General features: G+C 57.5%; 23 protein-coding genes, 2 tRNA genes and 1 riboswitch. Of the genes, 17 read left to right on the forward strand and 8 right to left on the reverse strand.

Features of this window, described 5'->3' with window-relative positions; genetic code table 11:
* The first annotated feature begins 3 nt into the window (after positions 1-3).
* A complete protein-coding gene (locus tag CRP02_RS13135; protein WP_097171436.1) occupies positions 4-282 on the forward strand; it encodes a hypothetical protein in 279 nt (92 codons plus the stop codon).
* Complete coding sequence (locus CRP02_RS13140; RefSeq protein ID WP_097171437.1) at positions 279-545, forward strand: pyocin activator PrtN family protein; 267 nt, start codon at positions 279-281, stop codon at positions 543-545. Before CRP02_RS13135 ends, CRP02_RS13140 begins: the two co-directional genes overlap by 4 nt.
* A gap of 612 nt (positions 546-1,157) precedes the next feature.
* Here the strand turns inward: CRP02_RS13140 and CRP02_RS13145 are convergent.
* The 3 genes from CRP02_RS13145 to CRP02_RS13155 form a co-directional block, all read right to left on the reverse strand.
* On the reverse strand, positions 1,158-2,387 hold the full coding sequence (locus CRP02_RS13145; RefSeq protein WP_097171438.1) for an ATP-binding protein: 1,230 nt from the start codon (positions 2,385-2,387) through the stop codon (positions 1,158-1,160).
* 181 nt (positions 2,388-2,568) lie between these two features.
* Positions 2,569-2,644: transfer RNA gene (locus CRP02_RS13150), tRNA-Thr, on the reverse strand.
* 125 nt (positions 2,645-2,769) lie between these two features.
* A complete protein-coding gene (locus CRP02_RS13155) occupies positions 2,770-3,744 on the reverse strand; it encodes an NAD(P)H-dependent flavin oxidoreductase (RefSeq protein WP_097171439.1) in 975 nt (324 codons plus the stop codon).
* A gap of 254 nt (positions 3,745-3,998) precedes the next feature.
* Here CRP02_RS13155 and CRP02_RS13160 point away from each other — a divergent pair, with 254 nt between their 5' ends.
* The gene (locus CRP02_RS13160; RefSeq protein WP_097171440.1) at positions 3,999-5,144 is read left to right on the forward strand and encodes a hypothetical protein; all 1,146 of its coding nucleotides are present in this window, start codon (positions 3,999-4,001) and stop codon (positions 5,142-5,144) included.
* 61 nt (positions 5,145-5,205) lie between these two features.
* On the opposite strand, the gene ppk2 is transcribed toward CRP02_RS13160, so the two are convergent.
* A complete protein-coding gene (gene ppk2 / locus CRP02_RS13165) occupies positions 5,206-6,087 on the reverse strand; it encodes a polyphosphate kinase 2 (protein ID WP_003514903.1) in 882 nt (293 codons plus the stop codon).
* Positions 6,088-6,318: 231 nt separating this feature from the next.
* Between ppk2 and phoR the strand changes: the two genes are divergently transcribed.
* The 7 genes from phoR to phoB all read left to right on the forward strand — a co-directional run bounded on the left by phoR (position 6,319) and on the right by phoB (position 14,264).
* Positions 6,319-7,587: a phosphate regulon sensor histidine kinase PhoR gene (gene phoR / locus CRP02_RS13170; RefSeq protein ID WP_097171441.1), complete on the forward strand. Its 1,269-nt coding sequence runs from the start codon at positions 6,319-6,321 to the stop codon at positions 7,585-7,587.
* Between the two features lie 195 nt (positions 7,588-7,782).
* Positions 7,783-8,817, forward strand: a complete 1,035-nt coding sequence (locus tag CRP02_RS13175; RefSeq protein WP_003514907.1) for a substrate-binding domain-containing protein — start codon at positions 7,783-7,785, stop codon at positions 8,815-8,817.
* 274 nt (positions 8,818-9,091) lie between these two features.
* Complete coding sequence (gene pstC / locus CRP02_RS13180) at positions 9,092-10,576, forward strand: phosphate ABC transporter permease subunit PstC (protein WP_097171442.1); 1,485 nt, start codon at positions 9,092-9,094, stop codon at positions 10,574-10,576.
* On the forward strand, positions 10,573-11,895 hold the full coding sequence (pstA, locus tag CRP02_RS13185) for a phosphate ABC transporter permease PstA (RefSeq protein WP_097101439.1): 1,323 nt from the start codon (positions 10,573-10,575) through the stop codon (positions 11,893-11,895). Before pstC ends, pstA begins: the two co-directional genes overlap by 4 nt.
* Positions 11,896-11,909: 14 nt before the next feature.
* On the forward strand, positions 11,910-12,725 hold the full coding sequence (gene pstB, locus CRP02_RS13190; RefSeq protein WP_003514913.1) for a phosphate ABC transporter ATP-binding protein PstB: 816 nt from the start codon (positions 11,910-11,912) through the stop codon (positions 12,723-12,725).
* Between the two features lie 98 nt (positions 12,726-12,823).
* Positions 12,824-13,549 (forward strand): phosphate signaling complex protein PhoU, encoded by a 726-nt coding sequence (phoU, locus tag CRP02_RS13195; protein WP_003514921.1) that lies wholly within the window; start codon positions 12,824-12,826, stop codon positions 13,547-13,549.
* A 31-nt stretch (positions 13,550-13,580) separates the two neighbouring features.
* A complete protein-coding gene (gene phoB / locus CRP02_RS13200; RefSeq protein ID WP_003493692.1) occupies positions 13,581-14,264 on the forward strand; it encodes a phosphate regulon transcriptional regulator PhoB in 684 nt (227 codons plus the stop codon).
* Between the two features lie 299 nt (positions 14,265-14,563).
* On the opposite strand, the gene CRP02_RS13205 is transcribed toward phoB, so the two are convergent.
* A complete protein-coding gene (locus tag CRP02_RS13205) occupies positions 14,564-15,097 on the reverse strand; it encodes a GcrA family cell cycle regulator (protein ID WP_003514924.1) in 534 nt (177 codons plus the stop codon).
* Between the two features lie 430 nt (positions 15,098-15,527).
* On the opposite strand from CRP02_RS13205, the gene CRP02_RS13215 reads away from it, so the two are divergent.
* From CRP02_RS13215 to CRP02_RS13225, 3 genes are all read left to right on the forward strand, one after another.
* Complete coding sequence (locus CRP02_RS13215; protein WP_097171443.1) at positions 15,528-16,730, forward strand: aspartate aminotransferase family protein; 1,203 nt, start codon at positions 15,528-15,530, stop codon at positions 16,728-16,730.
* Between the two features lie 54 nt (positions 16,731-16,784).
* Positions 16,785-17,702, forward strand: a complete 918-nt coding sequence (argF, locus tag CRP02_RS13220) for an ornithine carbamoyltransferase (RefSeq protein WP_003514928.1) — start codon at positions 16,785-16,787, stop codon at positions 17,700-17,702.
* A gap of 223 nt (positions 17,703-17,925) precedes the next feature.
* Positions 17,926-18,915 carry an Hsp33 family molecular chaperone gene (locus CRP02_RS13225; protein WP_097171444.1) on the forward strand — a complete coding sequence of 330 codons (990 nt, stop codon included), beginning with the start codon at positions 17,926-17,928 and terminating at the stop codon, positions 18,913-18,915.
* A gap of 37 nt (positions 18,916-18,952) precedes the next feature.
* Here CRP02_RS13225 and apaG read toward each other — a convergent pair whose 3' ends face one another.
* Positions 18,953-19,345 (reverse strand): Co2+/Mg2+ efflux protein ApaG, encoded by a 393-nt coding sequence (gene apaG, locus CRP02_RS13230; RefSeq protein WP_003514932.1) that lies wholly within the window; start codon positions 19,343-19,345, stop codon positions 18,953-18,955.
* 236 nt (positions 19,346-19,581) lie between these two features.
* Positions 19,582-20,766, reverse strand: coding sequence for an O-succinylhomoserine sulfhydrylase (locus CRP02_RS13235; RefSeq protein ID WP_097171445.1), 1,185 nt, complete (start codon positions 20,764-20,766; stop codon positions 19,582-19,584).
* Positions 20,767-20,808: 42 nt separating this feature from the next.
* Positions 20,809-20,887: riboswitch (SAM riboswitch) on the reverse strand.
* 73 nt (positions 20,888-20,960) lie between these two features.
* Here CRP02_RS13235 and CRP02_RS13240 point away from each other — a divergent pair.
* The 4 genes from CRP02_RS13240 (at position 20,961) to CRP02_RS13255 (ending at position 23,413) form a co-directional block, all read left to right on the forward strand.
* Entirely contained in the window at positions 20,961-22,058 is a 1,098-nt protein-coding gene (locus CRP02_RS13240; RefSeq protein ID WP_097103160.1) for a 2'-deoxycytidine 5'-triphosphate deaminase, read from the forward strand.
* Positions 22,059-22,114: 56 nt separating this feature from the next.
* Positions 22,115-22,188: transfer RNA gene (locus CRP02_RS13245), tRNA-Gly, on the forward strand.
* 154 nt (positions 22,189-22,342) lie between these two features.
* On the forward strand, positions 22,343-23,029 hold the full coding sequence (gene aqpZ / locus CRP02_RS13250; RefSeq protein WP_019564342.1) for an aquaporin Z: 687 nt from the start codon (positions 22,343-22,345) through the stop codon (positions 23,027-23,029).
* A 90-nt stretch (positions 23,030-23,119) separates the two neighbouring features.
* Positions 23,120-23,413, forward strand: coding sequence for a hypothetical protein (locus CRP02_RS13255; protein ID WP_179784012.1), 294 nt, complete (start codon positions 23,120-23,122; stop codon positions 23,411-23,413).
* 136 nt (positions 23,414-23,549) lie between these two features.
* Here CRP02_RS13255 and CRP02_RS13260 read toward each other — a convergent pair whose 3' ends face one another.
* Positions 23,550-25,487 carry a glycosyltransferase family 2 protein gene (locus CRP02_RS13260; RefSeq protein ID WP_179784013.1) on the reverse strand — a complete coding sequence of 646 codons (1,938 nt, stop codon included), beginning with the start codon at positions 25,485-25,487 and terminating at the stop codon, positions 23,550-23,552.
* Positions 25,488-25,639 lie beyond the last annotated feature (152 nt).

A 25,639-nucleotide genomic window follows, 5' to 3' on the forward strand; every position in this document is an offset into this window, starting at 1 on the left:
GAAATGATTGGCACTCTCGGCTTAAACGACGCGAAATGGATTGAAATGGGAAGCTGGCTTCGCACGGCGGCGCTCGATGCAAGCTTGAAAATAGAGGCGCTTCCTGAGGATATAGAGTCGTATGAGGAAGGAAAACTGATCGATGCAATAAGTGCCGAGGCTTATGCGCTGGCAACCTTGATTGTTGGCAGCGAAGCACTCTCGCCGGCTGCCGCAAAGGTCAGGCAAATGGCGTTGTCTTGGTTGGATGGAAAAGGCTGCGGACAGGAGTATATGATATGAACACTGCATTTCTGCTTTTGGCGCAGTACAATGGCGCGGCCGTCATCCCCTTGGAACTAGTTTGCCGCGACTTTTTCAATCACCTGACGCCCGTGCAGTTTGCCCGAAAATCAACGGAGGGCGACATAGATATCCCGCTCATACGAATAGAGAACAGCCAGAAAGCTGCGAAGGGCGTCCATCTTCAGGATTTGGCAGATTATATTGATAAGCGCCGCGAGGCCGCTCGGAAAGAAAACGACCAGCTTCATGGAAGGCGGTAAAAAGCGATCTGCGATTTTTTACGCCGTAAAATCACGCGTGTTTTTTTTACGCACATAATTCCTGTAGCCATCAGTAGCGATCTGTAGCTGTTAAGCCTGTGATTTTTACGCCGTAAAATCACGCGTGTTTTTTACGCATATAATTCCTGTAGCCATCAGTAGCGATCTGTAGCTGTTTAAGCCTGCGATTTTTTACGCCGTAAAATCACGCGTGTTTTTTTACGCACATAATTCCTGTAGCCATCAGTAGCGATCTGTAGCTGTTTAAGCCTGCGATTTTTTACGCCGTAAAATCACGCGTGTTTTTTTACGCACATAATTCCTGTAGCCATCAGTAGCGATCTGTAGCTGTTTAAGCCTGCGATTTTTTTACGCCGTAAAATCACGCGTGTTTTTTTACGCACATAATTCCTGTAGCCATCAGTAGCGATCTGTAGCTGTTAAGCCTGTGATTTTTACGCCGTAAAATCACGCGTGTTTTTTACGCATATAATTCCTGTAGCCATCAGTAGCGATCTGTAGCTGTGTAAATCCGCGTTGTTTACGTTGTAGATGAGGGAACGGCGCTGAATTAACGATTTAGGAATTCAGAAAAGAAAAACCGAGTAGACCTCACTCATTCACTTCTTCTGCCTTTTTCCTAATGCTAATCCACACAGCGAATGAGCGTGTTGGTAGCCTGTAGTGGCCTGCTCGGCTTTCATCCTGCATAATTATGTCTTTAGCTTTTAACGCTCTGAGAGCATTATCGACAGTTGCGGCTTTAAGGCCGCTATCGCTAATTATCGTAGATCGACTCACCCAAGAGTCATCATGCTCAGACATGGCATCTAATACCTTCCGATAATCATCGGATGCGGGGGTCGAGTAAGATTTATCGAAATATTTAGCGCCAAGCTGATCAAATGCTCCGTTCTCCTCGAACAAGCTTCCCATGAAGTCGTCAGGAGTGATTTCGTTATCTGTATCGGTTTCGAACGCGCAGTAGGCAAACTCCTGCAAAAAATGCGGGTATCCTTCCGAGAAGTCTCCAATCATATCATAGGCGTGATCATGGATCGTCACCGGATCTGCATTTCGTTTGTTAGCCTCCTTAATGCCAGCGTCGAGAACGTGTCTCCGTTCCACAGGTTCTAGCGGCTTCAAGTTGAGGATATGAAACAGACGCAAAGAAGACTCATGACTTTCCCGAAGTTTTGATACCAGTGGAGGCAGGCCAGCAAGGCCGATGCAAATCTTATCGCACCCTCTCATTGCCATTTCTTCTGTAAGCAGCTTGCAGAAAAGTCCCAAGTTTGCATTAGCGTCTGGACGATCAGCTTCATCAATGAGCAGGAGAATGCCGTCTTTTGCATCTCCCATCTTTAAGATAGTTGTTTCGAAATCATCCTCAAGCGAAGCCATGCTTTCTTCTTCGCTGCCAGCCAAGTTGTCACGATTAAATTTAACACCTGCGGCCTCAATTCTAGACAGGAAGTCTATGGATTTGAGGACCATATTCGCAAGAGAGTTCTCTTTTGCGACTTGTTTCCTCAATTCACGTGCCACACGATCAATTATCGACAGAAAGGTATCTTCGCGGCGCAAAGCGACGTTTATAACCATAAAATTGTAGTTGGTGCCGCTAATGCCTGGAACTCTCCCAGACGCCACAGCTTGTTCGAGCAACACAAGTGACGATTTGCCAATCCCTCGCTCTCCAGTGATAAGAAAATGCTTTGGATTGCCAAACTTCGTCTGCCGAAGGCAGCCGTCAATGAATTGAATCTCGGCATATCGGCCTGCAAACATACCAGGTGTGGCAACCTTGTCTGGTCTGTAGGGATTGAACTTGCCGGGCATTCACAAACTCCAAACGCTTTTTTACTCGCCAGCAACTTGCCCGCATACAAGCGAGAGTCAATAGGAGGTTAGAAACTGTATCAAAACCTGTAAGAACGCAGTTTGTTACCCTCGCCGTTACCCTGAGCGCAGGTAATGGAATTGGAAACAGGTAGATATCGATTTAAGTAGTTGAAAAATATGGTGCCGCTTACGTGACTCGAACACGTGACCCCGTCATTACGAATGACGTGCTCTACCAACTGAGCTAAAGCGGCCCGATTGTGACCCGTTTGTTACGGATCAGCTTCATGGCGGGCTGATACAGGCAATGCTGACGGATTTCAAGCCTTGAATGCGCGGGTTTCGAAAAATCCGAAAAAAAGCTTTGCCTGTCCGTTGTTTATAGGTGGCCCCAGCTTCTCGCGCAGATGCGCTGTCTGGCTGCCTCATACTCGCGTACCAGCCGATCGACGAGGTCAGCCACCGGCTCCACCACCTTGACCGCGCCGATGCCTTGTCCGGCGCCCCAGATATCCTTCCAGGCCTTTGCGCCGCCGGTGGCGGTTTCGAAGTCCATCTTGGAAGGGTCCGCTTCCGGCAGGTTGTCGGGGTCCATGCCTGAGGCGACGATCGAGCTTTTCAGGTAGTTGCCGTGTACGCCCGTGAAATAGTTGGAATAAACGATGTCCTTGGCCTGTGCCTCCACGATCGCCTGCTTGTAACCGTCGGAGGCCCGGGCTTCCTGGGTCGCGATGAAGGGGGAGCCTATATAGGCCATATCCGCGCCCATGGCCTGCGCCGCAAGGATGGAGCCGCCATTGGCGATGGCGCCGGCCAGCAGCAGGGGACCATCGAACCATTCGCGGATTTCCTGAACCAGGGCGAAGGGCGAGAGAGTGCCTGCATGTCCGCCGGCACCCGTTGCCACTGCAATCAGCCCGTCCGCGCCCTTGCGGATGGCGGAGCGGGCGTGGCGATCGTTGATGACATCATGCAGCACGATACCGCCATAGGAATGCACGGCCGCATTGACTTCCGGCACTGCACCGAGCGAGGAAATCACCACCGGCACCTTGTATTTGACGCAGAGGCCGAGATCGTGTTCCAGCCGCCGGTTGGACATATGTACGATCTGGTTGACGGCGAAAGGAGCGGCCGGGCGCTCGGGGTTGGCCTTGTTGTGAGCGGCCAGCTCCTCGGTGATCATTGCCAGCCATTCGTCCAGCTGGCTTTCGGGCCGCGCATTCAGCGCCGGGAAAGCACCGATGATGCCCGCCTTGCATTGCGCCAGCGTCAATTGCGGATGCGAAATAATGAATAGCGGTGACGCTATGACCGGAAGACGCAGATTGTCTTTCAGCACGGACGGCAGCATGTCTCCTCCCACGGATTACGTTTACGCGCACGTAAGTCAATATCGTGTTCGGCAGCGGATTGAAAGCGAAAACAGCGTCGCACCGGCCCGCCAGACCTGCGCTCGCAGCGCCACAATGGATCGATTTTCCCCAAGGCAATCCGGTCTTTATCGCAAACGATGCTTGCGGAGGCGCGGCATAGCCGTTACCGAATCGTAAACCAATGGCGCACTGCCATATATTTTTGCGAAGAGCAGTAGAATAAGGATCGGTCGTGAGCGGACTGGAAACGGCAATCAGAAATGCTCTGGAAAAATCGGACAGATCGAACGCCGAAGTTCGTGCACGAATTTACCAATCGTCCCGTCAGGCACTGGAAGCGGGCCTGCGCAAGCAGGGCATAGACGACCCGCAGACTGTGGGCCAGCAGCGCCAGCGGCTCGAAAGCCTGATCCATGTCATAGAGAATGAAGAGCGGAACCGTCTTCTGGACAGGGTGGAGCAGCAGTTGCGGCCGCCTGTGCCGGAAAGTGCGGCGCATGACGACCCCTCGGTCGATTCCGTCTCACAATCGCAGCATCACGGGGATATGGCAGTCGAGCCGGAATTGCGTGGCGAAACGCGCGACGTGCGGCCGGGCGCCGCTGCCGCTCCGGAACCTCTGAGTGCTGGACGTCGCAACGGAAAACCGCCAAGAAGAGGCTCCAGCGCAGGTGACGCCTCGCTCGCGTTTCGTCCGGAAGGTGCCGTTGGCCGCCGCAAGCGCCGCGGACTTTTCGCCCGGCTTTTCATGCTCGTATCGCTCCTGGCCTTTGTCGGTTTCGGCGCCTGGTGGGTCTATTCCTCCGGCCTGCTGCTCACGCCGGAGCAGCGCGATACCAGCGTGCCCAATCCGCCGGCACAAGTCCAGGCGGAGGACTTCAACGGTGCCGAGCCCGCGCCGAGCCTTTCCGCCGGCCGCGGTTTTTCCGACGACTGGGTGGAGGTATTTAATGCGGAGCGCGGCAGTTCCGGCGTTTCGGCAGGCCCCCGCGCCAATGTCGAGAACATCGCCACACCCGCCGGCAAGGCGATACGGGTGACGTCGAGAAGCGTCTCTCAGGACGGCGCAATCAGCGTCGAGGTTCCGGTGGAAGTGATGCGCGACATGGCGGGTAAATCCTCGACCATCTCGATCACGCTGCAATCCTCCAGCGATCGGCAAACGCAGGTTTCCGTAGCCTGCGATTTCGCCACGTTGGGCGATTGCTCCCGTCACCGTTTCACGGCAACGGCCGAGCGTGCGGATATGCTGCTGAACACGACGTTCGAGCGTTCGCTTGCCCCGAATGCGCCCGGCAAGATATTCATCAACAGCGATATCGATGGCAATGCCCGCCCGGTGAACCTGTACTCCGTGCGCATTTTGCCGGGTCAGTAAGAATCCAGCAAGAAGAGGGAACAAGCGCCGCAGCCGGGGCGCTTGTTTTCGTCTCCCAGTCTTATTTCAGAAAACCCGGTCCTGATCCAAGGATCTTGTCGTCGATTTCGCCAATCGCCTTTTTGTCCTTGCCGTCGTAGTCAAGCGTATTGAGGATGTGGCGAATGAGGTTCACCCTCGCGCGGCGTTTGTCGTTGGCGCGCACCACCGTCCACGGGGCGACATCGGTGTGGGTCTTTTCCAGCATCTCGTCGCGCTTTTGTGTGTAGTCGTCCCATTTCGTCAGCGCGGCGATATCCATGTCGGAAAGCTTCCAGCATTTCAGCGGGCTGTGGCGACGGTCATGGAAGCGCTCGATCTGCGTTTCGCGGCCGATATCAAGCCAGAACTTGAACAGATGAACACCCTCATGGACCAGCATCTTTTCGAGGCGTGGTGTTTCCTTGAGAAAGCGCTTGTGCTCTTCCGGGGTGCAGAAGCCCATGACAGGTTCCACCCCGGCGCGGTTATACCAGGAACGGTCGAAGAGAACGAATTCTCCAGCCGTCGGGAAATGCGAGATATAGCGCTGGAAATACCATTGGCCACGCTCGGTCTCGGTTGGTTTGGTCAGCGCCACGACACGGGCATAGCGGGGGTTGAGGTAAGCGTGGGCCGCAAAGATCGCGCCGCCCTTTCCGGCGGCATCGCGTCCTTCGAAGACTGCCATCACCCGTTTGCCGGTGGCCTGCAGCCAGAACTGCACCTTGACCAACTCAACCTGCAGCGCCTCGAGGGTGGCGTCGTATTCCTCCCGCTTCATCTTTTTGTCGTAAGGAAAATCTCCGGCGGAAAGCTTCTTCTCCTCCACCCAGTCGGGAAGAACCGGATCGTCGATGTCGAAGCTGCGCAGCTTGCCGCCAATGGTGATCTCCACCGATCGCTTCTTCGTTTCTTCGCCCATGCTTTCCTCCTGATGTTGTTGTGTAAAGGCAACTCGCTGCCAATGAGTTCATATCCACCCGCAGAATTCAAGTGAAAGAGGATTGGTTAGCCGGAGTGCTGCGGCAGTGACGATTGCGGCGCAGATTTTGCGCATATACGCTGTGGAAAATACGCGATGATGAATCTCTGTCATGAAGCTGGCCTATGAGACTCCGATGCGCTGTCAGGTGAAAGTGGAAAGTGTGCTGAAATGGCAGTCATGAAAGGCGAGAGTGGATTGAAGCTTTTTGCGAAAAAGCTTGGCCGAAACTGGTTGCCTGTTCTCGTCGTCAGCATGCTTGCTGTCGCTGCCGTTTCTGAGTTGCAAACGCCCTACATGCCCGCCGTCCTGTGGCTCTGTGCCGTCATCGCTATTTTGACCGCCCGGCAAAAGCCGGAGGAGCCGGCTAAGGATGAAACCACAGCTGCGGAGGCGGAAGAGCCTGATGTGCCCGGCGAAAACGTCATCTCAGGGGTGAGGGCGGGTCTGGCCGTTCTGGATACGCCCGTCTTCATCCTCGATAAAAACGCAGGCGTGCTTTATCAGAACGGCGCGGCGGAACGCGCCTTTGGCCAGCTTCCGGCCGGCGCGCATATTTCCGCCCGGCTGCGTTCGCCGGGCTTGCTGGATGTCATTCGCGAAACCATCACCACCGGCCAGCCCAACCAGGTCGAGCATTCCGAGCGTTTTCCCTCAGAGCGGGTCTTCATCGTCCGCATTGCCCGGGCGGATGCGGGAGAGGCGGCGGGTCCACCGTTCTACATCCTGTCGTTCCGCGATGTTTCGGAGCTTCGTCGCATCGACCGCATGCGCAGCGACTTCGTTGCCAATGCAAGCCATGAATTGCGCACCCCGCTCGCCTCGCTGCGCGGTTTCATCGAAACCATGCAGGGGCCAGCCCGCAACGACCCCAAAGCGCAGGAACGTTTCCTCGCCATCATGCTCGATCAGGCCACACGCATGAGCAGGCTGGTGGATGACCTCATGTCGCTTTCAAGGCTGGAATTGCGAGCGAATATCGCGCCGGACCAGAAGGTCGATCTCGTCCCCGTCATCGGTCATGTGCGGGATGCGCTGCTGCCGCTCGCCAACGAGTTGGATGTGGTTATTACGCTGCATCTGCCCGACCGGCCGGCAGAAGTGCAGGGCGACCGCGACGAGCTGGTGCAAGTGTTCCAGAACCTCGTTGAAAATGCTTGTAAATATGGCCAGGAAGGCAAGGTCGTGGATGTCTGGCTGCGTGCCGAACCCGGTAAGCCGGTGGAGGTGAGCGTCATTGACAAGGGGCCGGGCATTCCCGCCGAACATGTGCCACGTCTGACGGAACGGTTTTACCGCGTCAGTGTCGCTGACAGTCGCTCCAAAAAAGGGACCGGCCTCGGGCTTGCTATCGTCAAGCACATCCTCACCCGTCACCGCGCCCGCCTCATCATTAAATCGGAACTGGGCAATGGCACGGACTTTACTGTCAGATTCTGACATAGAGTATGTTACAGTCTTTGGCTTCGAAAAATTTTATGAATGAAACCAATAATTTAGGCTGTCACAAATCTTTCACCGAAGTGACATAAAAGGAAGTGGTTACGGTGGTTAAGAAGAGACCGCCGAGCGCATGCTAAGAGCGTCTGCCGCTATCGGCTGCGTCCACAAACAAGCCCACGACGGGAGAGACAAATGAACTTCGTTAAATTTTCCGCAGCAGCTCTGGTGGCTTCTGTCGCCTTCGCTGGCGCCGCCGCTGCTCGCGACCAGATCCAGGTTGCTGGTTCCTCCACGGTTCTGCCCTATGCCAAGATCGTTGCCGAAACTTTTGCTGAGACTTTCCCGAACTTCAAGGCTCCGGTTGTTGAGTCTGGCGGCACGGGCGGCGGTCTGAAGGCGTTCTGCTCCGGCGTCGGCGAAGGCACCATCGACATTGCAAACGCTTCGCGCCCGATCAAGAGCGACGAACTTGCCGCTTGTAAGGCCGCTGGCGTTGCCGACGTTCAGGAAGTGAAGATCGGCTACGACGGCATCGTCTTCGCAATGGACTCTTCCAACAAGGACATCAAGCTCGAGCCGAAGGATCTGTACCTCGCGCTCGCCGCTGAAATCGTCAAGGACGGCAAGCTCGTTGCCAACCCTTACAAGAAGTGGTCGGAAATCAACAAGGAACTGCCTGATGTAGCGATCGCCGCTTACATTCCGGGTTCCAAGCACGGCACGCGCGAAGTCTTCGAAGAGAAGATCATGGCTGACGGCTGCAAGGAAGCCAAGGCGACCGACGCCATCAAGGCGCTGATCACTGACGCCAAGCAGGCTGCTGCCAAGTGCGTTGCAGTTCGCAAGGACGGCGCTGCAGTCGACATCGACGGCGACTACACCGAGACGCTTGCCCGCATCGACGCCAACAAGACCGGCCTCGGCGTTTTCGGCCTGGCATTTTATGAAAACAACGCTGACCGCCTGAAGGTTGCGACCGTTAGCGGCGTTGTTCCGTCCACGGAAACCGTTGCCAGCGGCAAGTACCCGGTTTCGCGCCCGCTGTTCTTCTACGTGAAGAAGGCTCACCTGGGCGTTATCCCCGGCCTCAAGGAATATGTCGAGTTCTTCGTTTCTGACGAAATGATCGGCCCCGACTCCCCGCTCGCAAACTACGGCCTCGTTGCCGCTCCGGAAAAAGAACGCGAAGAAATTCGCTCCAAGTTCGCTGCCGGCGCTTCGATGTAATAAACAAGGAGGGGTGCGGCCTGCCGCGCCCCTCTCTCCGCTCCGGTACCGTTGTGCTTGAGGCGGCTGTCTTCGGTTGACAGTTCCCATCCATCGCCGTCCACATAATTGTTGATGGATTACAGATGGATAGGATGTATCAACCTTGACGCTTGCCAGACTTTGTTACAGTCAGGCGGCAAGCATCTCTGGATGGTCCAGCGGTCTCGTTTTGATGACTTTTTGATTTGCCCGATATCGCACCGTGCTCTTGAGGCACGACGAGGGAACTCTAATGAACACATCGATCCTTTTGCTGATACTGGTGTTGATCGGCATCGGCAGTTATCTGCTCGGAAGCCGCCGCGCCGTTGCTTTGTCTGGTGGGCGTCCCGCCAGCATGCATTCCCGTGCCGGTTATCACGGTTCCTACGCTGTCGTCTGGGCGGTGCTGCCTGCAGCGCTCATTCTCTGTATCTGGCTTGTTATCAGCCCGCTGATCGTTACCTCTGCGGTGCGCGGCGAATTTCCCGAAGATGTGCGCTCCCAATCCGAAGCGCAGCAGAGCCTGACCTACGGCATGGTAACGTCCATCGCCCGCGGTCTTCAGCGTCTGACGCAGGAAGAAACCGCAAAGGTTGATGCGGATACGGCTGCGGTAAGATCTCTTCTGGCATCGAAGGGCGTGGCAATTGCCGGCGAACCCCAGCGTTTCATGGTCGATGCCGCCCAGACGCTGAATGCGATGACCGCCACCAGCCGCCTGGGCATGATCGCCACCGTGCTGCTGGCCGCATTCGCCGGTGCCGCTTATGCACTGCGTTCAATCGCGCCGCGTTTTCGGGCGCGCAACAGGGTGGAGCGGGTCATTCTCGCGGCTCTGGTCGTTGCGTCGTCCATCGCCATCCTGACGACTATCGGCATCGTCCTGTCGATGCTTTCAGAAGCAATCCAGTTCTTTACGATGGTTCCGGCGCACCAGTTCTTCTTCGGAACGGTGTGGGATCCGCGTTTTGCCGCTGCCGGTGCGACCGACTCCTCCGGCCAGTTCGGCCTGATCCCGCTGCTCGCCGGCACGCTCTATATCGGTTTCGTCGCCATGCTGGTCGCCGTTCCGGTCGGGCTGTTTTCGGCGATCTATATGTCGGAATATGCGACGCCGCGCCTTCGCTCGATTGTAAAGCCGCTGCTCGAGGTGCTCGCGGGCATCCCGACGATCGTCTACGGCTTCTTCGCGTTGACGACCGTTGGTCCTTTCCTGCGAGACATTTCCACGCAGATCAGCGGTCTTGCGACAGGCAACTACGCTAACTTCATCCAGGCGCAGAGCGTCATCACCGCCGGCTTCGTCATGGGCATCATGCTGATCCCTTACGTTTCGTCGCTGTCTGACGACATCATCACCGCCGTGCCGCGTTCGCTGCGCGATGGCTCTCTCGGTCTCGGCGCCACGCGCTCTGAAACCATCAAGAAGGTCATCCTTCCCGCCGCTCTTCCCGGCATCGTCGGCGCCGTGCTGATGACGGCGTCGCGTGCGATTGGCGAGACCATGATCGTGGTTCTTGCGGCTGGCGTCGCTGCCCGCCTGCAGCTCAACCCCTTCGAACCCATGACAACAGTGACGGTCAAGATCGTCAGCCAGCTGACGGGTGACCTTGAGTTTACCTCGCCGCAAACGCTGGTGGCCTTCGCGCTGGGCATAACTCTTTTCGCAATCACGCTTTGCCTGAATATCTACGCGCTTTACATCGTGCGCAAATACCGGGAGCAATATGAATGACCGACATCGTTTCCCCGGCGGCCGGTGCTGCCGCCGTGAACAAGGCCACGCGCCGTGATATCGGCATCAAGCGTCGCTATGCTGCTGAACGCCGATTCCGCGCCTATGGATTGGCAGCAATCTCGTTCGGCCTCATCTTCCTCTTTCTGCTGCTCTGGTCGGTCGTATCCAAGGGTCACACCGCCTTCCAGCAGACGATGATTACCGTTCCGGTCGAGTTTTCCGAACTTATCATCGATCCGAAGAACGAGCGCGCAACCAATCCCGCAAAGCTGATGACGGCCAACTACCCCGTCCTCGCCCGTGATGCGGTTGCCAAGGTTCTCGGCGTCGCGCCGACGGATAAGGCCGGTCTTCGCGCCGTCAACGTCATGATCTCCGACAGCGTACGCACCCAGCTGCGTGATATCGTCGTCGCCGATCCTGCCGTCATCGGCACCACGCGCAGCGTCACGCTTCTGGCGTCGGGCGATGTCGACAGCGCCTTCAAGGGCCAGGTCGACATGTCGGTGGATGAAGCAAACCGCCGTATCTCGAACCAGCAGCTCGGCTGGATGAACCAGCTCGTGGAAAGCGGACAGCTTGGCAAGCATTTCAATACCGGCATCTTCGTCAACGGCGCTTCGAGCCGTCCGGAAGCCGCGGGTGTTGGCGTTGCGCTGATCGGCTCGTTCTACATGATGCTGATCGTGCTGGTGCTGTCGCTGCCGATCGGTGTTGCGGCCTCCATCTATCTGGAGGAATTTGCCCCCAAGAACCGGTTGACGGACCTTATCGAGGTCAACATCAACAATCTGGCGGCTGTTCCCTCCATTGTTTACGGTCTGCTTGGTCTCTCCGTCTTCATCAACTTCATGGGCTTTCCACGCTCGGCCTCGCTGGTCGGCGGCCTCGTCCTGACGCTGATGACCCTGCCGACTATCATCATCGCGACCCGCGCTGCATTGAAGGCCGTGCCGCCGTCGATCCGCGCCGCCGCACTCGGTCTTGGCGCTTCCAAGATGCAGACGATTTTCCATCACGTCCTGCCGCTGGCAATGCCTGGCATTCTGACCGGCACCATCATCGGTCTCGCCCACGCACTGGGCGAAACGGCGCCGCTGCTTCTGATCGGCATGGTGGCATTCGTCGCGAACTATCCGACAACGCCTATGGATCCGTCCACGGCCCTGCCGGTGCAGATTTACATGTGGGCGAACGAAGCTGAGCGTGCCTTTGTCGAACGGACATCTGGCGCTATCATCATCCTGCTTCTGTTCCTCATTCTCATGAATGTTGGCGCAATCCTGTTGCGTCGCCGCTTTGAGCGGCGCTGGTAGAGGGAGCTAGAGCAATGAACATGTTGTCGGAAGCAGCAGTTGAAAAGGCGCTGGACAAGAAAATGAATGAAGTCTCATACAAGATGATCGGCAAGGACGTTTCGGTTTATTACGGCGAAAAGCGCGCGCTTTACGACGTGAACCTCAATGTCCGCGAAAACACGGTGACTGCACTTATCGGCCCGTCCGGTTGCGGTAAATCCACTTTCCTGCGCACCTTGAACCGTATGAACGACACGATCGACGGTTGCCGGGTCACCGGCAAGATCACGCTCGATACCGACGATATCTACGATCAGCAGATCGACGTCGTGGAACTGCGTGCCCGCGTCGGCATGGTGTTCCAGAAGCCGAACCCGTTTCCGAAGACGATTTATGAGAACATCGCCTACGGCCCGCGTATCCACGGTCTCGCCCGCAACAAGGCGGATATGGACCAGATCGTCGAGCATAGCCTGCAGAAAGCGGGTCTCTGGAACGAAGTGAAGGACCGTTTGCTGGAATCCGGCACGGGCCTCTCCGGTGGCCAGCAGCAGCGTCTGTGCATCGCACGCGCGGTTGCCGTCAGCCCGGAAGTGATCCTGATGGACGAGCCGTGCTCGGCGCTGGATCCGATCGCGACTGCTAAGGTCGAGGAACTGATCCACGAACTGCGCACCAACTACACCATCGTCATCGTCACGCACTCCATGCAGCAGGCGGCGCGCGTTTCCCAGCGTACGGCCATGTTCCATCTTGGTCATCTTGTCGAAGAAAACGAAACCGACAAGATGTTCACCAATCCGGACGACCAGCGCACGCAGGACTACATCATGGGCCGCTTCGGCTGATCCCCGGCCGGTGCTTTATCGTAACCGTACAAGACTGGTGCCTCTGCCGTGCCCCGCTGTTGGGCACGCGCATGCAGGCCAAGCCGGAGGAATAGACCATGACACAGACAACGACCCATTCGCATATCCTGTCTGCCTATGACGACGAACTGAAGTTTCTGACGCGCCGCATCGCCGAAATGGGCGGTCTTGCCGAGCAGATGTGCGGTGACGCCGTGCGCGCGCTCGTCAATTCCGATGCGGCGCTCGCGCAGAAAGTCATTTCGGACGACACAATTCTCGACCACGCTGAGCGCGAAATCGGCGACAAGGCGATCGTAACCATCGCCAAGCGTCAGCCGATGGCGGCAGACCTTCGCGAGATCATCGGCACCCTGCGTATCGCCGCCGATCTCGAACGCGTCGGCGATCTTGGCAAGAACACGGCCAAGCGCGTCATCGCTGTCGCCGGCACCGGCGTTCCGCGCAAGCTCGCCCGCGGCATCGAGCATCTGTCCGACCTGGCGCTGGTGCAGCTCAAGGAAGTCCTTGACGTCTATTCCACGCGTTCCGCCGAAAAGGCCAATGCGATCCGTGAGCGCGACGAGGAAATCGATGCCATGTACACGTCGCTCTTCCGCGAGCTTCTGACCTACATGATGGAAGACCCGCGCAACATCACCACCTGCACGCATCTTCTGTTCTGCGCCAAGAACATCGAGCGTATCGGCGATCATGCGACGAATATCGCAGAGACGATCTATTACATGACCACCGGCAGCCAGCCGGAGGGCGAGCGTCCGAAAGACGACAGTTCCAACACGCTTGGTTCGGTGACCGAGTAACAGACAAGCAGAAGCTTGCGGAGTTCAGCATATGGTGCCCAAGATTGCAGTTGTGGAAGACGAGGAAGCATTGAGCGTCCTGCTTCGTTACAATCTCGAGGCTGAGGGATACGACGTCGACACGATACCCCGTGGCGACGAGGCGGAAATCAGGCTGCAGGAGCGCATTCCGGATCTTCTCATCCTGGACTGGATGTTGCCCGGTGTCTCCGGTATCGAACTGTGCCGGCGCTTGAGAATGCGGCCGGAAACAGAACGCCTGCCCATCATCATGCTGACGGCGCGTGGCGAAGAGAGCGAACGGGTTCGCGGTCTCGCTACCGGCGCTGACGATTATGTCGTCAAGCCGTTCTCGACGCCGGAACTCATGGCCCGGGTCAAGGCCATGTTGCGCCGGGCCCGTCCGGAGGTTCTTTCGTCGGTGCTGAAATGCGGCGATATCGAACTGGACCGCGAGACCCATCGCGTTCACCGCAAAAGCCGCGAAGTGCGCCTCGGCCCGACGGAATTCCGCTTGCTGGAATTCCTGATGACGTCGCCGGGTCGGGTGTTTTCCCGCTCGCAATTGCTGGATGGCGTCTGGGGTCACGATATCTATGTCGATGAGCGCACTGTCGATGTGCATGTCGGACGTCTGCGCAAGGCCCTGAATTTCTCGCACATGCAAGATGTCATCCGCACGGTGCGTGGTGCGGGATATTCGATGGAAGCTTGAGCGAAGCGGAACCAGATAGTTTAGCTGGCGAAGTAGTGCACCAAAAAATCAGGAAGCCCGAAATCTGAAACGGTTTCGGGCTTTTTCTATATGAATACCCGCCCAACTCGATGCCATTGTCCGTTTTGACCCGAGAGATCGGCGGCGCGTTGAAATCCGGATTGAAGGGTCACGCCCAATAGTAAGGGTAACGGGTGCGTCGTGCTATCAAGCCAACCCCGGAGCCTGTTTGGTTTTTACCATAAAAAAACGGGCCCGAAGGCCCGTAATTTTTGAGTGCTGAATGCGTGCCGCAACACTCAAGCTTTGCGGCGCTCGCTCACCGGCTGGTAGGCGAGTTTCGCATGGAACTTGCAATAAGGCGAAGATTCCAGCGCTTCACAACCGCAGAAATGGAAGTCGTCCTTCAGCGGATCGCCAACCGGCCACTTGCAGGTGCGCTCGGTCAGTTCCGTCAGCGTCAGGCGACGGGAAATCGGCGTGACCACGTTCTTGGAAGGAACGTAATCGAGCACCTGCGCGGTCTCGATATCGATCTCCTCGTGCAGCGCCGTTGCCGCGTTCGAACGGGTGAGGATGCGCGCCGGTGCCGCGTTGACGCGACCTGCGAAAGTGGTCGCGCGCGGCGCAGGGGCAGCGGTGCGCTTCGGCGCGGAGCGTGCCGAAGTCACAGGACCGCCAGCCTTGACGCGTCCCGGCAGATTGAGACGATGGACCTTGCCGATCACGGCATTACGGCTGACGCCGCCCAGCTGCGCTGCAATCTGGCTGGCGCTAAGGCCCTCGGACCACAATTTCTTGAGCTTTTCGACTCGTTCGTCTGTCCAGTTCATGCCGCTTCTCCGCTTGTCGCGTGTATTTTCGGCAGAATCCCTCTCCGTCTCGCGGGCATGCCGCAAGCGTGGTTTCTGCCTGATTTTCGGTGACTAGTTCCGCCGCAATGCAGTCTAGTAATTAGCGATTAACCTAGTGCCAGCCCGACTCCGTGGCAAGAGTCGCGGGAATCATCTGGAATCGATTTTCCGGTTTTCCCCAACTTGCTGGCGTATTGAGTCTGAAAGGCAACACCTTGGGGCTGGTTCGCCGCCGCATACTAGTGCTTGAGAAGCCCGGGAAACGCTGACTTTTGTTGACATCGGCAAACGAAGTGACAATAGTGCCCCTGCCGCCGCAAGGCGGCATTTTGATTTTCAGGCGAGGGATAACCCCGCAAGCCTATTGACAACAGTTTGACAGCGCATCTGCGCAAGGAGTGATACAGCCATGGCCGAAGCCGGCGCGCCATTGTTTGATACGTTTTCAAGAGCCCCCTTGCGCTTCGAGCGCGGTGAGGGTGTATGGCTGTTCACGGAAAGCGGCGAGCGATATCTGGATTTTGCGGCCGGTGTTGCTGTCAACTCGCTGGGCCACGCCCATCCTCACCTCGTTGATGCGATCAAGACGCAGGCCGAGAAGGTCTGGCACGTCTCGAACCTTTATGAAGTGCCGGGACAGGAAAAACTCGCCAGGCGCCTGACGGAAGCGACTTTCGCGGACAAGGTATTCTTCACAAATTCAGGCGCGGAAGCCCTGGAATGCGCCATCAAGACTGCCCGCCGTTATCATTATACCAAGGGCCATCCGGAGAAGTTCCGCATCGTGTCCTTCGAAGGCGCTTTCCATGGCCGTACACTTGCGACGATCGCCGCGGGTGGCCAGCAGAAATACCTCGAAGGTTTCGGTCCCAAGGTCGAAGGTTTCGATCAGGTTCCGTTCGGTGATGTCGATGCCCTCAAGGCCGTCATCACGGCTGAGACTGCAGCACTTCTGATCGAGCCCATCCAGGGCGAGGGCGGCATTCGCTCGCCCAGCAAGGAATTCCTGCAAATCCTGCGCGGATTGTGCGACGAGCACGGCCTGCTGCTGATTTTCGATGAGGTTCAGACGGGTGTCGGCCGCACAGGCAAGCTGTTTGCTTATGAACATACCGGTGTTGCGCCCGATATCATGGCAGTCGCCAAGGGTATCGGCGGCGGTTTCCCGCTCGGCGCATGCCTTTCCACGGCAGATGCCGCTTCCGGCATGACGGCGGGCGTGCATGGCACCACCTATGGCGGCAACCCGCTGGCCATGGCAGTCGGCAATGCCGTGCTTGACGTCGTTCTCTCCGAAGGTTTTCTCGAGAAGGTCCGTGACGTCTCGCTGGTCTTCCGGCAGGGGCTGGCCTCGCTCAAGGACCGGTATCCCGACGTGATCGAGGAAATTCGCGGCGAAGGTCTGCTTCTGGGCATCAAGGCGAAGATTCCTTCGGGCGAATTGCTGCAGGCCATGCGCGCAGAGCATCTGCTTGGCGTGCCTGCGGGCGACAATGTCATCCGTCTTCTGCCGCCGCTCGTGACCACGGCTGAAGAGGCCCGTGAGGGTCTTGCACGTATCGACGCGGCTGCCGCCTCCCTGACGGTTGCGAAACAGGCAAAAAGCGCCTGAAAAAATCAAGAGCGGGCCTCTCTTCAGGGGCTCGCAAGCATGGGACAGATTAGAATGGGTTCACCAAAACATTTTCTGGACCTCTCGGCCGTCGGGTCGGAGGATCTGCGGACAATTCTTGATGATGCGCGCACGCGCAAGATTGCCACCAAAACCGGCACAGCGGAAAAGCCGCTTGCCGGCAAGATGCTGGCAATGATCTTCGAAAAGCCGTCCACACGCACCCGCGTCTCCTTCGATGTCGGCATGCGCCAGCTCGGCGGTGAGACCCTTTTCCTGTCGGGCACGGAAATGCAGCTCGGCCGCGCGGAAACGATTGGCGATACGGCCAAGGTGCTGTCGCGCTATGTCGATGCCATCATGATCCGTACCACTGATCATTCGCGTCTGCTCGAGCTTGCCGAACACGCCACCGTGCCTGTTATCAACGGCCTGACGGACGATACGCATCCTTGCCAGATCATGGCGGATATATTGACGTTCGAGGAACATCGCGGCCCGGTCAAGGGCAAGACCATTGCCTGGACGGGTGACGGCAATAACGTGCTGCATTCGTTCGTGGAGGGCTCCGCCCGTTTCGGTTACCGCATGGCGATGGCAGTACCGATGGGTTCGGAACCGCACGACAAGTTCCTGAACTGGGCGCGCAACAATGGCGGCGAAATCTCGCTGTACCACGATGCCGACAAGGCAGTGGCGGGCGCTGATTGCGTCGTCACCGATACCTGGGTGTCCATGAACCAGGAACACAAGGCGCGCGGCCACAATATCTTCCAGCCTTATCAGGTCAATGAAGCGCTGATGGCGAAGGCCAACAAGGAAGCGCTGTTCATGCACTGCCTGCCGGCGCATCGCGGTGAGGAAGTAACGGATGCAGTGATCGACGGGCCGCAATCGGTGGTCTTCGACGAGGCGGAAAACCGGCTCCATGCGCAGAAGTCCATTATCGCATGGTGCATGGGCGTCATCTGACCGCTATCGGCCGGGTGCTTGAACTCGGCGATGCACATTCCCATCTGTGGGGCTTCGAAGACGCTCGTCGGCTTTTCGCTGGCGGGCTACCTCACGATTTGCACGATTTTCCCCGGAGGCGGTTTCGCTTCCCGGATCTCTGTGCGACAAGCTGAAAAAGTACATTTTAAAAGCCGGACTTTTGGACGGTAGCGGCGCAACGGCTGCGCCAGGGAGTTATGACATGGCAGATGTAACGGTTGAACTGGACAATCTCGATTTAGCTGGCGACGACAAGGTTGTGCCCTTTCAGGTCGAAGGTCTGGACGTGCGCGGTCGCGCCGTACAGGTCGGGCCGCTGTTGAATGCCATCCTCGAACGTCACGAATATCCCGAGATTGTCGCCCGCCTGCTGGCGGAAGCAACGGTTCTGACAGCGCTGATCGGCACATCCCTGAAATTTTCCGGCAAGCTGACCGTGCAGACCAAGGGCGACGGCCCGGTTGACCTTCTGGTGGCGGATTTCACCGCGCCCGAGAGCATGCGCGCTTATGCCCGTTTCGATGAGGAGCGGCTGGCGGAAGCTGTCGCTGCGGGGCAAACCTCGCCTGAACAACTGCTCGGAACCGGCATTCTGGCCTTCACCATCGATCAGGGCGTCGGCATGCAGCCTTATCAGGGCATCGTGCCGCTGGACGGTTCTTCGCTGGAAGAAATCGCCGGGGTTTATTTCCGTCAGTCGGAACAGCTTCCCACCCGCGTGCGCCTCGGTGTTGCCCAGTTCTTCGACCGTGACGGAGAAGGCAAGCCGCGCCATAGCTGGCGTGCAGGCGGCGTGATTGCCCAGTTCCTGCCGCAGGCGCCCGAGCGTTTGCGCATGCGCGATCTCCATGGCGGTGACGGCGACGAGGGCGATTACGAAGGGGCCGAGGACGATGCCTGGACAGAGGCAGTGTCGCTGCTGAATACGGTGGATACCGACGAACTGACCGATCCGCAGGTGCCAGTGGAGCGTCTGCTTTACAGGCTTTTCCACGAGAGCGGCGTGCGCATCTACGATCCGCAGGTCATTTTCGACCGTTGCAGCTGTTCACGGGACAAGATCAAGGGTGTGCTGTCCGGTTTCACCGCCGAAGAGATCAAGGCGAGTGAGGAAGACGGTGCGATTGCCGTGACGTGCGAGTTCTGCTCCACGACCTATCGCTATGATGTCAGCGAGTTTGAAAACGTCTGACGAGGAGAGCCGCGGTTGTGGATCGCGCGGCTTTTCGTCAATTCAGCACCCGCAACAGGCCGGGTGAATCCAGTGAAAAGGCGGGGATGGTAACGTTAAACACTTCGCCTTTGTCCGTTTCCATTTCATAATGGCCGAACATAAGGCCTGACGGCGTATCCAGCGGGCAGCCGGATGAATATTCGTAGCTGTCGCCGGGGTTCAGGTGCGGTTTTTCGCCGACGACACCCGGCCCGTAGACCTCATCCACCTGTCCGTTCTGGTCGGTGATGTGCCAATAGCGGTTGACGAGTGTTATCGGAACATCGGAATTGTTCGAGATCACGACTTTATAGCCCCAGACGTAACGATCGTCATCCGGGTCGGACTGTTCCTCGAGATAATACGGATCGACCGTTACCTCGATATCCCTTGTCAGAGCACGATACATACGCGCCACACCTCGATATTTTCCCTGCTGCCATCATCCTACACTACAGGTTCTGGCTATCGTCAAGAAAATGAATGACTTGACGACCACGTGCATCTTCTGTTGCGCCGTTTTTTCACCGTTAGGGATAACGATAAAGGTAAATATTGGTTGCCCGACGCGGGCTTTCGCCCAGGCGGGATGCGTGCCATGGCCCGACGGGGAAGTCGGGCCATGGCGATATGTCGATTGAATTCTTAAATTGAAACGGCCGCAAGACCCTTAGCCAGATCCTCCAGCAGATCGTCCGTATCTTCGATACCGCAGGAAAGACGCAGGGTCCCGCCGGAAATACCGAGTTCGGCGCGCGCCTCGTCGGTCAGGTTCTTGTGCGTCGTGGTGCCGGGGTGCGTGATGAGGCTCTTGGCATCGCCGAGATTGTTGGAAATCTTCACGATATCAAGCGCGTTCTGTAGTGCGAATGCCGCTTCCTTGCCGCCCTTCAGTTCGAAAGCCACGAGCGTCGAGCCGCCCGACATCTGCCGCGCGATGATGTCTGCCTGCGGATGGTCGGCGCGGCCCGGATAGATCACTTTGGCAACCTTGCCGCTGTCGGCGAGGAAATCGGCGATCTTCGAGGCATTGGCCGTCTGCTGTTTGACACGCAGCGGCAGGGTTTCGATGCCCTTCAGCAGCGTCCAGGCATTGAACGGCGACATGGCTGGGCCGGTGTGGCGGAAATAGTCCTGCAGCTCTTCCTCAATCCACTTCTTGTCGGAAAGGATCACGCCGCCAAGGCAACGGCCCTGACCGTCAATATGCTTCGTCGCCGAATAAACGACGATATGGGCGCCGAGTTCGAGCGGCTTCTGGAAAAGCGGTGTGGCGAAAACATTGTCGACAACCACTTTCGCGCCGATCTGGTTGGCGAGCTTCGCCACGCCGGCAATATCCACCACTTCGAGTGTCGGGTTGGTCGGGCTTTCGAGGAAAAACAGCTTGGTGTTCGGCTGGATCGCCTTTTCCCAATTGTTGAGATCGCGTCCGTCGATCAGCGTGCACTCGATGCCGTATTTGGGTGCAAGCGTTTCCACCACCCAGCGGCAGGAGCCAAAAAGCGCGCGGGCAGCAACGATATGGTCGCCTGCACGCAGCTGGCACATGATGGCGGCTGTCACGGCGGCCATGCCGGAGGCAAGTGCGCGTGCGTCTTCCGCACCTTCCAGCAGGCACATGCGCTTTTCGAACATGTCATTGGTAGGGCTTGCATAGCGGGCATAGATGAAGCCATCCGTTTCGCCCTTGAAGCGCGCTTCGGCGGCTTCGGAGTTTTCGTAAACGAAACCCTGGGTCAGATAGATCGCTTCCGACGTTTCACCATAGGGTGAGCGTAGCGTACCGCCGTGAACGAGCTGGGTTGCCGGGCGCCATTTATTGCTCATGTGATCACCTCAAAACAAAAAAACCGGTCGCAAAAGCAGACCGGTTCCTAGCACCCGGTCTTTTTAGCCACTTGTTTAACGTGGCTGCAAGCCGACCGGCCAAATCACCACGGGATAAGCTTGCCATACTGCCGTTACCGGCTTGCGTCAATGCTTTCCTTTTGGTTTTGTCGCCGTAAAAAGGAATGATGATCATGACCAGAACCACGGGCATTTTGGCGGATGGCGCGATCAGGGCGCTGTTTGCGGGCGGCAAGCTGAAAAGCGAGGCTGATCTCGATGTCGATCAGGTGCAACCCGCGAGCCTCGATCTGCGACTGGGCTCCAAAGCCTATCGCGTGCGCGCCAGTTTCATGCCCGGCCCCGGAACCCGAGTCATCGACAAGCTCAACCGCTTCAGCCTGCACGAGGTCGATCTGAGCGAGGGGGCGGTGCTGGAAACCGGTTGCGTCTACATCGTGCCCTTGATGGAGAGCCTGGAGCTGCCGGCGGATATGTCGGCTTCGGCCAATCCCAAAAGCTCGACGGGGCGTCTTGATATCTTCACCCGCGTCATGACCGACAATGCGCAGGAATTCGACAAGATACCTGCGGGCTATGCCGGCCCGCTCTATCTGGAAATCAGCCCGCGCACCTTCCCCGTCGTCGTGCGTCGCGGCTCGCGCCTCTCGCAAATCCGTTTCCGCATCGGCCACTCGTTGCTCAATGAAGCCGAGCTTCTGAAATTGCACGAGACGGAGATGCTGGTCGCCAGCGAAACCCCTAATGTGACCGGCGGCGGCATCGCGCTTTCCATCGACCTCAAGGGTTTCGGTGAAACAGGGCTGATCGGCTATCGCGGCAAGCATCACACGGCGGTGGTAGATGTAGACAAGAAGGCTCAGCACGATGTTCTCGATTTCTGGGAACCTCTCTACGCCCGCGGCCGTGCCGAACTGATCCTCGATCCGGATGAGTTCTATATTCTCGTTTCGCGTGAAGCCGTGCATGTACCGCCACTTTATGCGGCCGAAATGACGCCCTTCGATCCCTTGGTGGGCGAGTTCCGCGTGCATTATGCGGGCTTCTTCGATCCAGGCTTCGGCCATGCGCAGGCGGGCGGCACGGGCAGTCGCGCCGTTCTCGAAGTGCGCAGCCACGAGGTGCCCTTCATCCTCGAACACGGCCAGATCGTCGGCCGGCTGGTTTACGAGCACATGTTGCAAAAACCTGATGGCCTCTACGGCAGCGGCCTTGGCTCCAACTATCAGGCACAGGGCCTGAAGCTCTCCAAGCATTTCCGCGCGGAGTAATGATCCTGTCGGGTGCTTGACACCCGATAAGAACTATCCGATGTCTTGTGCGCGGCGCGGGTGTAGCTCAATGGTAGAGCAGCAGCTTCCCAAGCTGAATACGAGGGTTCGATTCCCTTCACCCGCTCCATATTTTCAAGGCAATCCAAACAATTTCCTGACCAGCGAAAAGCGCGCATGTCACCGCCATCGCTCCGGCAAAAGTGCGACTATGCGATTTAGCTTGACTGCAATTAAATTACACGTAATAGTTGATCCAGTCGTAACATTATTGGGGGAGTGTTATGAGTCGCAAGCTTCTTTCGGAATTTCTTGGCACTTTCTGGCTCGTGTTCGGAGGTTGCGGCAGTGCGGTTTTTGCCGCTGCTTTCCCTGAACTCGGCATTGGCTTTCTCGGTGTCGCTTTCGCTTTCGGTCTGACTGTATTGACCATGGCCTACGCGGTCGGGGGCATTTCGGGCGGTCATTTTAATCCGGCCGTTTCCGTCGGTCTGTCCGTTGCTGGCAAATTTCCGGCATCGAACCTCGTTCCTTACATAGTGGCGCAGGTTCTGGGGGCGATCGTCGCGGCGGGGGCGCTTTATGTCATCCTTACCGGCAAAGCCGGTGCCGATATAGGCGGTTTTGCTGCAAATGGTTACGGCGAACATTCACCGGGTGGATATTCGCTCGTGTCGGCACTGCTGATCGAAGTCATTTTGACGGCATTTTTCCTGATCGTCATTCTGGGATCGACGCACGGCAGGGTTCCCACTGGGTTTGCGCCGATCGCCATTGGCCTTGCTCTCACACTTATTCATCTGATCTCCATTCCGGTCACCAACACATCCGTCAATCCGGCCCGCTCGACGGGACAGGCGTTGTTTGTTGGTGGATGGGCGCTGCAACAGCTCTGGCTGTTCTGGCTCGCTCCGATCCTCGGCGGCGCAATCGGCGCCGTGGTCTGGAAACTTTTCGGCGAGAAAGACTAAGGCTCAAGGCCCGCTTTCTCCGGCCCGCACAGACATGAATGGGAAGCATTGTTTGCCCGAATGGTCGGGGAAACCTGTGAGGAGGATGACATGGATCTTACTTCGATATTGGCCCAAATTGTCGGCGGTGCGGTTGGTGGTTCGGCCGGCGGAAAAATACTCAAGGATTCCGATCTCGGTGCGCTCGGCAACCTGATTGCCGGCGCTATTGGCGGCATCGGCGGCGGAACCGTGCTCGGATCGCTGCTCGGGACGGCGGGAACTGCAGCAGCCGGCGGCGTGGATATAGGCGCTCTTGCTGGCCAGCTGGTTGGCGGCGGCGTCGGCGGCCTGATTGTCCAGATCATTGTCGGCCTCATCAAGAACAAGCTCGTTACCAAATAGAGCTGCTCGGCCGATCTTTTGCGAAGCGATAGAACCTTGCCGGAGGAGAAGCCTCGTTCGGCAAGGCGTTTTGGTTTATGCCATATCCGCAGTGTCGGCGCTGACGGAACCGGAATTCGTTTGTAGAATCCGGTCGTCAGGCCTTGTTCCTGATGACCGGCATATGCGGCGTCTTGTTCCAGACGAACGGCTTGGTTTTCAATTCCACTACGGCGCGCCATGCGGCGAGTGACAGCATCAGCCAGTAAAGCGGGATCGCCAACCAGCGCCGTCCGACCTGTTGTTTCTCATGAGCTATCATCCTGTTTCTGCCCATCAGTGCGAAGATGGCGTAGCTTCCGAAAATATTCAGCGTATCGATGAAAAACAGAATGCCCTGCCAGGAAAGCAGCATATCCGCGCCGTTTTCCCGGATTGCCATGGCCATGAAGGCGAAGGAAACAAACAGCAAGGGATGGGCCAGGGACGACAGAAGCATACCGCCAATCAGCAGCTGAAAGACGATATAGGCGATCCATCCCATGCGGCGCGCGGTCGCGAAGGGCGAGCGGGTCATGACCAGCCAGCTTTGCAGCCAGCCCTTGTACCAACGCGCGCGCTGGTTCAGCCAGACGGAAAGGGAGGTCGGGGCATCCTCCAGTGTCTGTCGCCGGATGACACCACAGCGATAACCCAGCCTGTGCAGCCGGAGGCCCATATCGGCATCTTCCGTCACATTATAGGGGTCCCATCCTCCCACCCGGCGTAACACGGCGGTGCGGAAATGGTTGGAGGTGCCACCAAGCGGCAGCGGCAACTTGCACGCTGCAAGAACGGGCAAGATGCAGCGGAAAAGACCGGAATATTCCAGTGCGAAACAGGCGCTGAGCCAGGAGGAGTTGGCATTGCTGATAATAAGCGGCGCCTGCACACAGGCCACCTCGTCCGGCTGGTCGCGGAAGGCGGCATAGGCTTCGCGCAGTTGCAGCGGATGCGGCCGGTCCTCGGCGTCGTAGACGGCAACGAAAGTGCCACGCGCGCCGGAAAGCGCATAGGTCAGGGCCTTGGGCTTCGTGCGTGGCATGGATGGCGGCACCCTGACGATCTCGATATGCGGACCGGGATTTATCCGCTGGACAGCCTCTATCGTCGCTGCGTCGTCTGCCTCGCAGACGAGCTTGATATCGAGCCGGGATTTGGGCCAGTCCAGCCGCTCCAGCGCACGAATGAGCTGCTCAACGACCGCCTCTTCGCGATAAAGCGGCACAAGAATGGTGTAGATCGGCAGCTCCCCGTCCTGCTGGAGTGGTATGACGGTTTTCGCATCGTTTCCTTTGGGCGTATGGACGAGTGCAAACAACCTGAAAAGCAAGGTGGAGAGATAAAGCATCGTGAGGGTGACGTGAATATAGACCAGGGCCGCCTGCGTATAAAACAGTAGCGACAGAACGAGCAGGGTAACGAGAATGCCGCTGACAAAACCCTGCTCGCCATGCAGCGTGATCCTTGCGGAATGCTGCGGCGCCGCGTTGAAAAGCTGATGTCGCGTGTCTCGGCAGCGGCGTGCTTCGCCCGCCTTCCAGATTGCGCTGCGCATGGCCTGTGGCGTGGTCACGGCAAGTTCTTCGAGAAGATACGGACGCTGATCGAGGATGCCTTTCAGCAATTCCATCCTTGCCAGTTCCGGCACGATCAGCAGCACTGGCTTACCATTCAGCGGTGTCAACCGCAGGAGCCGTGGTTCGGCTAGTTGCGCGTCCAGGTGATTGATGTCTGCCACCCGACCCGGATCGATTTCCGGTCGAAACGGCAATCGCAAGAATCTGGCAAAAGCACCGTAATACGCATCCGCATCAACAAGGCCGCTCGCCAGCAATTCGTCTTCCACGGTTGAGCCGTTTTTGAGGGCCTGCTCTTCGAATGCGGCGATGTAAGGCTTGCCGAACCCCAGCGAAGAGAGAAAGCGTGTTGGCCCGTGCTCGTCGGGTTCGGGCGCTGTCCAAAGCGGATTGTCGCCAATGAGCGAAAACGCAATTTTTCGCCCTACTGACGTCGTGCGGAACGATTCTCGTGTATAGTGCCTAAAATAATCCATGCATCGCCGCCGCCGCCATGGTAACGCCCCGCTTCTTGTTACGGACAGTATAGATGAGAATTATGAATGTAACGCGAAATATAGGTATTGGTTTTACTTTAGCTATCGCTTTACAATTCGGTGGTAATTTTGGAAAAATTCATGCGGAAGGT

Origin of the sequence: Rhizobium sp. AN5 (genome assembly GCF_900215255.1) — a bacterium.
Taxonomy (GTDB): domain Bacteria; phylum Pseudomonadota; class Alphaproteobacteria; order Rhizobiales; family Rhizobiaceae; genus Agrobacterium; species Agrobacterium tumefaciens.